The 9,453-nt window shown below is 51.1% G+C and carries 7 protein-coding genes; 3 read left to right on the top strand and 4 right to left on the bottom strand.

Features of this window, described 5'->3' with window-relative positions; translation table 11 throughout:
- Positions 1-760: 760 nt before the first annotated feature.
- Positions 761-1,093 (bottom strand): hypothetical protein, encoded by a 333-nt coding sequence (locus EOE67_RS20245; protein ID WP_127701414.1) that lies wholly within the window; start codon positions 1,091-1,093, stop codon positions 761-763.
- A 210-nt stretch (positions 1,094-1,303) separates the two neighbouring features.
- Between EOE67_RS20245 and EOE67_RS20240 the strand changes: the two genes are divergently transcribed.
- Positions 1,304-1,765, top strand: a complete 462-nt coding sequence (locus tag EOE67_RS20240; protein WP_127701412.1) for a hypothetical protein — start codon at positions 1,304-1,306, stop codon at positions 1,763-1,765.
- 70 nt (positions 1,766-1,835) lie between these two features.
- On the opposite strand, the gene ppc is transcribed toward EOE67_RS20240, so the two are convergent.
- The 3 genes from ppc to EOE67_RS20225 all read right to left on the bottom strand — a co-directional run bounded on the left by ppc (position 1,836) and on the right by EOE67_RS20225 (position 7,045).
- A complete protein-coding gene (gene ppc / locus EOE67_RS20235) occupies positions 1,836-4,466 on the bottom strand; it encodes a phosphoenolpyruvate carboxylase (protein WP_127701410.1) in 2,631 nt (876 codons plus the stop codon).
- Between the two features lie 254 nt (positions 4,467-4,720).
- Complete coding sequence (locus tag EOE67_RS20230) at positions 4,721-6,055, bottom strand: ABC1 kinase family protein (protein WP_206099682.1); 1,335 nt, start codon at positions 6,053-6,055, stop codon at positions 4,721-4,723.
- A 93-nt stretch (positions 6,056-6,148) separates the two neighbouring features.
- The gene (locus EOE67_RS20225) at positions 6,149-7,045 is read right to left on the bottom strand and encodes an alpha/beta hydrolase (protein WP_127701407.1); all 897 of its coding nucleotides are present in this window, start codon (positions 7,043-7,045) and stop codon (positions 6,149-6,151) included.
- 225 nt (positions 7,046-7,270) lie between these two features.
- On the opposite strand from EOE67_RS20225, the gene EOE67_RS20220 reads away from it, so the two are divergent.
- A complete protein-coding gene (locus tag EOE67_RS20220; RefSeq protein WP_164852454.1) occupies positions 7,271-8,173 on the top strand; it encodes an alpha/beta fold hydrolase in 903 nt (300 codons plus the stop codon).
- A gap of 1 nt (position 8,174) precedes the next feature.
- Positions 8,175-9,317, top strand: coding sequence for an RNA polymerase sigma factor (locus tag EOE67_RS20215; RefSeq protein WP_127701401.1), 1,143 nt, complete (start codon positions 8,175-8,177; stop codon positions 9,315-9,317).
- Positions 9,318-9,453: the final 136 nt, after the last annotated feature.

Genomic DNA, 9,453 nt, shown 5'->3' with positions numbered 1-9,453 from the left:
CTTTCGGTCGCTGCAGTCAATCCACAACCCCAAGCCAAGGATTTGACGATGATTCGACTCTGGCAGGCATAACGGCGTACTGCCTTCGGCGAGTACGCCCTACGCTCAAGGCATGCTTAACATCTTGCTTTAAAAACAAAAATATTATTTAAACAATGAATACCGTAGGGCGCCACTCACCGCGTCAGCGGTAGTGCGCCGGATGAGGATTTGACGATGATTCGACTCTGGCAGGCATAACGGCGTACTGCCTTCGGCGAGTACGCCCTACGCTCAAGGCATGCTTAACATCTTGTTTTAAGATCAAAAATATTATTTAAACAATGAATACTGTAGGGCGCCACTCACCGCGTCAGCGGTAGTGCGCCGGATGAGGATTTGACGATGATTCGACTCTGGCAGGCATAACGGCGTACTGCCTTCGGCGAGTACGCCCTACGTTCAAAGCATGCTTAACATATTATTTTAAAAGCAAAACATTTTTTAAACAAATACTGTAGGGCGCCACTCGCCGCGTCAGCGGCAGTGCGCCGGATGAGGATTTGATGATGATTCGACTCTGGCAGGCATAACGGCGTACTGCCTTCGGCGAGTACGCCCTACGTTCAAAGCATGCTTAAAATGTTGTTTTAAAATCAAAATATATTTTCTAAAACAAATACCGTAGGGCGCCACTCGCCGCGTCAGCGGCAGTGCGCCGGATGGAATCACTCACTTCGGCTGTACACCGAAAAACACGACCTCATCTTCGCTCTCCATGTTAACTGCTCCTGTATGTACAAAACTTCGCCACCGCATCCTGTGTTTGTTGTGAAAACAGTGCCAATTGCGCGTCGGTGAGGATCCCATGCTGTCTTAAAGCGATAATTTTATAAATGGCTTTGCTGCGTGTCACATCATCAAACATCTCGGCAATCGCCTTATCGTCGTGTTGAATTAACTTCCAAAGCTCTAAGTAGCTGGCATGCTCCTGACCTTGGCGGGTTGATAATATGTGCTCGACGCGTTGAAAAATGGACTCACATGCAGAGTTCAGCAAATTAGCTTTCAGGCCGCTTAACACTTTCCAATCTTTTTCAGGTACAGATGTCATCTGGTTTTCTCCTTACATTCAACAAAACGAACTGCCACTTATGCAGTTGTATCCGGGATCCCCATCACAAAACAACAATCCCGATGCAAAGTCGAACGCACGCACAGTTCCAGCGGATGCTGCTCACACAACGACTTTACAACCGACATCGCTCTACTACAGTTAAACAGTCGCGCTTCGGCGCTAGCTTTTACTCTATAAGGCGACTGTATGAAAAAATTGACTACCTTGTTGATCTGCAGCATTTTTACCCTCCCAGTTCTGGCACAAGAAACCCAATTAGTGAATGCCGATGCTTCGATTTTCTCTGAAATCTGCATCGCAGCGGCGACTTCGGACGCTGAACTAAAACAAAAAGCAATGCAGTACAAATTTGGCGAAGTGGAATTGGCGAATTTTACCTGTAATGGTCTGAGTCTGGAAAAGTTTGCGAAAAAATTTAAACAAAGTGCCGGAGAAAATTCGACCAAAGTGGCCGTTTTTGCTTTTGACAAAAAGATGGAGAATGTCGAAACCGAAATTTGTGTGGCTGCTGCCACTTCGAATGAGGCGTTTGCTGCGTTGCAAAATACCCTGAGTAAACCCAAGCAATTTTATAGCGACGTCAATTGCAACGATGTGCCGTTACAACTGTTTGCCAAAAAACATGGCAATAAAGAGTTTAAACTCTGACGTTGACAGCAAGTTGTTGCGGGATCAGCGACAATCGCTGATCCCGCAGCTATCTCCAGCCCAGCGCCCATTAACCCGAATTACGCATCCCCGCCGCAATCCCAGCAATCGTCACCATCAAAGCGCGTTTGATATTGTCGTTCACTGTCTCCGGCGCGTGCCGCACCCGGTTGAGCAATTCTACTTGCAGAATATGCAGCGGGTCGACGTAGGTGTTGCGCAGCATAATTGATTCTCGGATCCAACTTTCTTTAGCCATAAAATCTTGTGCATCAATCAGTTGCAACAACAAGGCGCTATCTGCCGCCAGTTGCGCACGTAAAGTGACACCCAGATGCTGCAGCTCGGTAGGAACCAGCTTTTCATCATAATATTCAGCAATTTGCGCATCAGCTTTTAGATAAACCATTTCCAGCATCGACAAACGGGTGGCGAAAAATGGCCACTGCGCCCGCATCTGATGGATCAAATCGGTTTTACCTTGTGCTACTGCAGTCGCGAGCGAAGCACCTGCGCCGAGCCAGGCTGGTAACATCAAGCGGTTTTGCGACCAGGCGAAAATCCACGGGATCGCCCGTAAACTTTCGACACCGCCATTGGGGTTCCGTTTCGGCGGACGGCTGCCCAGCGGCAATTGCCCAAGCTCAAGCTCCGGCGTTGCGGCGCGGAAATACCGTACAAAATCAGGGTGATGCCGCACGATGGCACGGTATGCTTCGCAGGAATCAGTGGCTAATTGCTGCATCAAATCACGCCACTCAGTTTTTGGGACTGGCGGTGGTAACAACACCCCTTCCAGCACGGCCGAGGCGTATAGCGCGAGTGATCGTTGTGCCAACTGCGACAAACCAAACTTAAAGCGGATCATCTCGCCTTGTTCAGTCACCCGCAGACCACCGGCTAATGATCCTGGCGGCTGCGATAAAATCGCGGCATGCGCCGGACCGCCGCCACGACCGATAGTACCGCCACGGCCATGGAACAGCGTCAGCTGCACTTTGGCCTGCTGGCAAATCGCCACCAAGGCTTCCTGCGCGCTGTATTGCGCCCAGCCCGCGGCAATTGCACCGGCGTCTTTGGCCGAATCGGAATAGCCAATCATCACTTCCTGTTTGCCCTGGATATAACCACGGTACCAATCAATCGCCAGCAATTTACTGATGCAATTCGGGGCATTGGTTAAATCGGCCAGAGTTTCAAACAACGGCGCGACCCGCATCGGGAAACTGATGCCGGCATCTTTCAGCAGCAGTTGCACCGCCAACACATCCGACGGCTGTCCGGCCATCGAAATAACATAAGTCGATAAAGCTTCACTGCCATGACGCGCCACGATATCGCAGGTATCGAGCACTTCCTGCACTTCGGCACTCGGGTTCCAATTTTTCGGAAATAACGGTCGTTTGCTATTAAGCTCGTTCAGTAAAAACGCTTGCCGTGCACCTTCGTCCCACTGCGCGTAATCACCGAGGCCGAGATATTTAGTGAACTCACTGAACACCTGCGCATGGCGGCCAGATTCCTGCCGCACATCGAGCTTCAGTAACGTCAGACCAAAGGCATAAGCGCGTCGGATCGTATCGAGCAGCTGACCATTGGCAATCACTTCCATTTTGCAATCAAGCAGCGACTGATAACACAGCAACAAAGGTTCCAGTAGCTGCGCGTTGTACCACAACAAATCGTCTGGTTTTTGCAGCCGGTCATGCTTCAGCGCTTCGCCGAGCCAGTCGCGGGTATGCACCAGTTTGTTTTTCAGCTGTTTTAACACTTCACGATACGGCTCGCTCGAACCACCGGCGGCAGCCTGCAATGCTTCATTGGCCGGACTCATCGACAATTCGTTGCCGAGCACTTCTAAATCGCGGTTAAATAAATCGGCAGCTTTCCAGCGGCTGAGCAGCAACACCTGGCGGGTGACTTTGGCGGTGACAAAAGGGTTACCGTCGCGATCGCCGCCCATCCAGCTGGAGAATTTAATCGGCGCCGCGTCGAGCGCCAGACCATGACCCAGCACCGGTTTTAATGCCGTATCCAGCTCGCGGATAAATTCCGGAATGGCTTGCCACAACGAGGTTTCAATCACTGCAAAACCAGATTTGGCTTCATCGACCGGCGTCGGTCTTTGTTCGCGAATTTCGTTGGTGTTCCAGGCTTGGGTGATTAAGTCACTGAGCCGTAATTCAATTTTACCGCGCTGGAGCGGCGTTAAATCTTGCTCTAACTCAGCCAGACAATCGGCAATCTGCGTCAGTTTATAGATTAAAGTGCGACGGGTGACTTCGGTCGGATGCGCCGTCAGTACCAGTTCAATTGATAAATCGGCGACAGCTTGCCGGGTTTTCACCACATCAACATTTTTGGTTTTCAAAAGCGTGAGCAACTCGGCCAGCGGCTCGGGTTTTTCAATGGCACTATGGCCCGCTTTACTGATGGTGTGATGTTGTTCGGCCAAATTGGCGAGGTTCAGAAACTGCGAAAACGCCCGTGCCACCGGCAGAATTTCATCGTCGGTTAAACTGGCCAGAATTTGCTTCAGCTGCTGATGTTCAGCATCTGTACCCTGACGCGCCTGTTTTGCCAGCTGGCGAATTTGTTCAATCCGCTCCAGCACCGCCGGTCCAAGCTGATTGCGGACCGTATCACCCAGTTGTGTGCCGAGCAGGCCGACGTTGGCCCTTAAAGCAGCATATTGCGACATATCTCATTCCTCTGTTGCTGCGACTTGTTGCCAGTCTGCCTTAAATCCCGAGTTCCGCATCTATGTTGTATGCGGAGGTTTTGCTTATTTTTAAACCACCCTAGCCTGTTCTTGCTTGGTACTCAACACTGATAGATTACAAAAACACCGACAAAACAGACTTTCAGCCATTTAGATGGCTTTTATTTCGTAATTGACATAAAAAAGGGGCTTAAGCAGAGATTTCTACTGAGGAAGTTCGATGGCCGCCTGTCCTAAACAGCAGTTTCGATAAATGGTAACAATAATGCACGCACATCAACCCGCGCTTTAAGCGTTTTCGCCAGTAAAAACAGCCCGGCCATTTTGCGATGCAAAAACAACGCATCGACCGGCGGCGTATGCCAATTCTGTAATTGCTGCGACAACTGCATACCGGCTTCCCGCATCCGACTCGCTAGATCGGAAGTCGCAAAATCGTAGGCGCCCTGCTGTTGCAAAGGTTCGCCAGCCAGACTGACCAGCGCCATCACCGCCTGCAGTTGGGCCGGAGCTGTGCCAGCACGAAATTCCGCACTGAAATAGCCAATTTGCTGTAACGCCTGCAACTGCAGTGCTTCGTCGTTTTCCAATAAGCTTTGAAACAGCAACCGATAACCCTGACTGATGTCGACGGAATAATCGCGGCAAGCACCAAAATCGAGCAATACCAGCTGGCCGGTCTGCAAATTAAACCGGTAGTTGGCAAAATTCGGGTCAGTTTGTACCAGTCGGAACTCAAAGATTTCTTTAAATAACAGCAGAAATAACAACGACATCACCCGATCCCGCAATGCCTGCGGCTGTGACAATAAATCTTCAACCGGCACGCCTTCGACAAAACCCATGGTCAGGATCTGTCGGGTAGAAAGTTCGGGATACAAGGTTGGCAACAAAAAGTTGGGATCGTCGGCCAAAAGCTGACGATAACGCTGCAAATAAGCGGCTTCTTGCAGGTAATCTGCTTCTTTGTGTAATTGTTGTTTGGCTTCGGCCAGCAGCGGTTGTAGCGCGATGCCATCGGGCAATAAACCGCTTAACCGCAATAAGGTCGCCACATTGTCGATATCGCTGTCGATGCTGGTGGCAATGCCGGGATATTGAATTTTTACCGCCAGCGCACTGCCATCATCATGATTGGCTTGATGTACCTGGCCGATCGACGCCGCGGCCATCGGCGAAAAGGCAAAGTGACTAAAATTGCGCTGCCACTGCTGGCCCCATTGTTGTTGCAGCAAGGCTGCAAGCTGCGCCGGTAACATCGGACTGGCGTTGGCACGCAGTTGCGACAAAATCGCCGTTAATGCCGGTGGTAATAAATCCCCGGCATCCATCGACAACAACTGACCTAACTTCATCGCCGCACCGCGCATTTGCGACAGCTGCGCTGCCACCCGCTGCGCATTGGCGGGCGTCAGCAACATTTGTTGCAACCCAGGTTTTTGCCCTTGTGCTACCTGCCGGGCCCCTTCGGCCAACATGCCGCCGGCAACTCTGCCAACCAAACTGGCCAAACCGCCAAAGCGCGCGAGTCGGCTAGTGGGTACTTTGCTGCCTTTTTCTTTGGTCATGATCGATCCCTATGTTGATAGCAACCTGCTCCAGCAGCATACGGCTTTTTGCCGCACTTAGCTCTGCAGCTGTTTCAACGATAGCAGTGACCATCAACCGGCGGTATAAGGCCCATAGCCAGGTAGCAACTTCACTAAAGCACGGCTAATCATCGACGGGAACACCGATAGATGATCTTCATCGGCAATCACCTGGCTGTCGATCCGCAGGCCGGGGTAACCAGGCTTTTTCAGTTGTTGTTCAAACAATTGCATATCAGCAACAATGCTCACCTTGCTGGCATACCTGGGGCCAGGTTTAATCTGTTCAAATTCAGCGGCATATAACTGTACTCTTGCGGTTAGATCGGCTTTTTCCGAGGTCACTTTTCCGGCCAGTTTCAGCATATGTTTGTCAGAAAACCACAACGAAGGGCTGCTTAGAATATAAGTATCAAAAGTATCCGGCTGGGTCAGCAAAATTTGCGCGCCTAATAACCCACCATAAGAATGACCGACAAACAGTTTCCGTTTGGCGTCGATGCGGTAATTTTTCAGCACAAAAGGGATCACTTGCCGTTTTAAATAATCAGCATACAAAGCCCCACCGCCATAAGCTTTGGCACTGAAATTCTCGGCCGTGCGCTGCTGCGCCGTGACTGCAATTGGCGTGTAATCAAGACTGCGGCTATCGGTTGGACTATCGCCTTTGGCATAAGACAAACCGACCAGCACAAAGTCTTCAATATTTTGCCCGCCAGCGCCAAGCCGGTTGCGGATACTGCGGATCAGCGGGAATGCATAATTGGCATCCGTCACAAACAGCACCGGTAACGGACGGGTTGCACTGGCATAAGAAGCGGGCAAATCGACCCAGATTTCATAATGGCGACCATTTTTTTGCGCCGGTAATTGGTGCACCTGGGTGTTGGGTAATTCATAAGCCGGAAATTGTTCCTCGGCGCACAGGCTAAAACTCAATAAGGCCAGTGCGGCTATCCAGAATTTCATGGTTTTTCCTTAAAAGTTGACATCCTTTTTAGGGTGCGACAAATGTCACACATAGGTCAAGCTAATTGTGCGACATCGGTCGCACGTTTGTAAAACCAAGCTACAAAAATATGCAGCCAATAAATTCTTAAAAAAATCTGCAAATAGTTGTCACATCCGCCAGCGCTGCAGTGTCTTGGTTTTGAACCCTGCATCAATGCAGCTTAAATCACCGAGGGATCTATGATGTTTAGTCAAACCACTTTGAAATGTTCTTCCCGCAAATCCGCGCTGTTTGCCGTTTTAGTCGCGATTATGGCAAGTGTTTCCAGTAGCGCCGAAGCGGCAAAAAGCTTTACGGTGGAAGTTCAGGGCCAGGGCAGCCCGGTTATTATGATCCCAGGGCTAATGTCGGACAGTCGGGTTTGGCAACAAACCGCCACTGAACTCAGTAAAACCCATCAGTTGCACCTGATCAGCATCGCCGGTTTTGCCGGACAACCCGCCATCGAAGGTGCGTTGTTGCCGGTGGTGAAATCCGAACTTCTTGCCTACATCCAAACCGAAAAACTGCAACGCCCGGCCATTATCGGCCACAGCCTTGGTGCTTTTCTGGCCTACGACTTAGCCAGTAGCGCGCCGGATACCATCGGCAAAATTATCGCAGTCGATGGCCTGCCGTTTTTGGCACCGGTGTTTACCCGCGACTCGAAATCCACGGTCGCTTCCGTCAAAGCCCAGGCCGAGGGCATCCGCAATTTTTATGCGCAGATGCAACCCGCGCAGCTGGCAGCGACTATGCAACAAGGCATGGAAATTCAGGCGCGCGAACCGGCCACCCGCGAGCGCGTCCAGCAAATGGGAGCGCAGTCAGATCCAAAGGCGGTCGGCCAGGCGATTTATGAACTGTTGTCGACCGATTTACGTGACAAAGTCAGCAACATCAACCAACCGGTATTACAACTAGGTGCCGGTGGTGCCTTGCCAAGCGACGCAATGCGTCCGGCAGTCGAAGCACTATACAAACAACAAATTAACAACATTCCGCAGGCGACCCTTGTATTTAACTGGCAATCACGGCACTTTATGATGTGGGACGAGCCCGTATGGTTATTGAATCAAATCAACCAGTTCCTGGCGGAGAAATAACATGCTGACCCTGATTGAACAACAGTTGATCCCAGATGTAACCAAAGCCAGTGCTGGTGATATCCCTTCGTTCGAGCGGTTAATTCAGCGCTGCCGCCAGACGGTGACCGGCATTGCGCTGGCGATTGTCAAAGATTTAGATGCCAGTGAAGAAGTGGCGCAGCAGGTGTTTATTCATGTCTGGCAACAGCTCGGCACTTTGCGCGAACCGGCCAGTTTCCTGCCTTGGGTGCGACAAATCACCCGCTATCGCGCTTACAACTACCTGCGCGACAACAGAGTCAAGCAGCAAGTGGTGGGTGACGAAGCTGAGTTATTGCTGGCACAGTTTGCTGACCCAACCGCTGAAGTGGCCGATAATTTACAACGGGATCAGCAAAATCTGCTGATCCAGGGCTTGATTGACGGCTTGCCGGAAGATAGCCGCGAAATCGTGTTGCTGTATTACCGCGAAGACCAGTCCAGCCAGCAAGTGGCGGAATTGCTGGGGTTATCGGATGCCAATGTGCGTAAAAAACTGTCCAGAGTGCGGGACTTACTGAAAGAACAGCTGCTGAGCCGTTATGGCAACTTACTACTCAGTACCGCACCGGGTATTGGTTTTAGCGCCATGCTGGCGTCGCTGCTGGTGACGGCAAGTCCGCCCGCAGCAGCTGCCGGAGCTGCCTTTGCGGCCTCCGGAAGTTCTTCGGCCAATGTAGGTTTCTTCGGCAAACTGGGATTACTGCTCAGCGGCGCGATGATTGGCGCCTTAGCGGGCGTCGCCGGGGTGTATTTCGGGATGCAAGCGGTGCTGAAAAACGCCAAAGACGAACCTGAACGGGTAGCACTGCGGCGGATCCGCAATCAAACCATCTCCTGGGTGGTATTTTCAGGCGTGTTGTTGACGCTGGGTTATGAAATGACCAGCAGCGCCTGGGGACCATTAGGCGCATTTGTGGTCTTTTTAATCGGACTGCTGATCTCAAACTTACGCGTAGCAAAACTGATTGGCCCGCGACTGGCCGAACAAGCCAGGCTTGATCCGGCCTTTGCCCGGCGGCAACGTAACAACAAAATCGGTTGTATGATTGGCACCAGTGTCGGTTTTATAGCAGGTGCCGCCGGCCTCATCTACAACATGTTCGAAATCGGCCGGTTATAGCCAATAATTCGGGGTCAGAGTCTGAGGGATCCCCACGAATTTATCCACCTTAAGCCGCCCATCGGACAGCATATTCTGCCATATGCTGTCTGAATCGGTCGGCGATGTCGTAGTTATCTGGTAGATAGAATTTTTC

This window comes from Rheinheimera riviphila, from assembly GCF_004005945.1.
GTDB lineage: Bacteria > Pseudomonadota > Gammaproteobacteria > Enterobacterales > Alteromonadaceae > Pararheinheimera > Pararheinheimera riviphila.
The sequence above is the reverse complement of the archived record's forward strand: the minus strand, read 5'-3'. Positions and strand labels throughout refer to the sequence as shown.

Excerpts from the sequence above, each read along its gene's own strand:
- EOE67_RS20245 (WP_127701414.1), bottom strand. The coding sequence starts at position 1,093 with ATGACATCTGTACCTGAAAAAGATTGGAAAGTGTTAAGCGGCCTGAAA.
- EOE67_RS20240 (WP_127701412.1), top strand. The coding sequence starts at position 1,304 with ATGAAAAAATTGACTACCTTGTTGATCTGCAGCATTTTTACCCTCCCA.
- ppc (WP_127701410.1), bottom strand. The coding sequence starts at position 4,466 with ATGTCGCAATATGCTGCTTTAAGGGCCAACGTCGGCCTGCTCGGCACA.
- EOE67_RS20230 (WP_206099682.1), bottom strand. The coding sequence starts at position 6,055 with ATGACCAAAGAAAAAGGCAGCAAAGTACCCACTAGCCGACTCGCGCGC.
- EOE67_RS20225 (WP_127701407.1), bottom strand. The coding sequence starts at position 7,045 with ATGAAATTCTGGATAGCCGCACTGGCCTTATTGAGTTTTAGCCTGTGC.
- EOE67_RS20220 (WP_164852454.1), top strand. The coding sequence starts at position 7,271 with ATGTTTAGTCAAACCACTTTGAAATGTTCTTCCCGCAAATCCGCGCTG.
- EOE67_RS20215 (WP_127701401.1), top strand. The coding sequence starts at position 8,175 with ATGCTGACCCTGATTGAACAACAGTTGATCCCAGATGTAACCAAAGCC.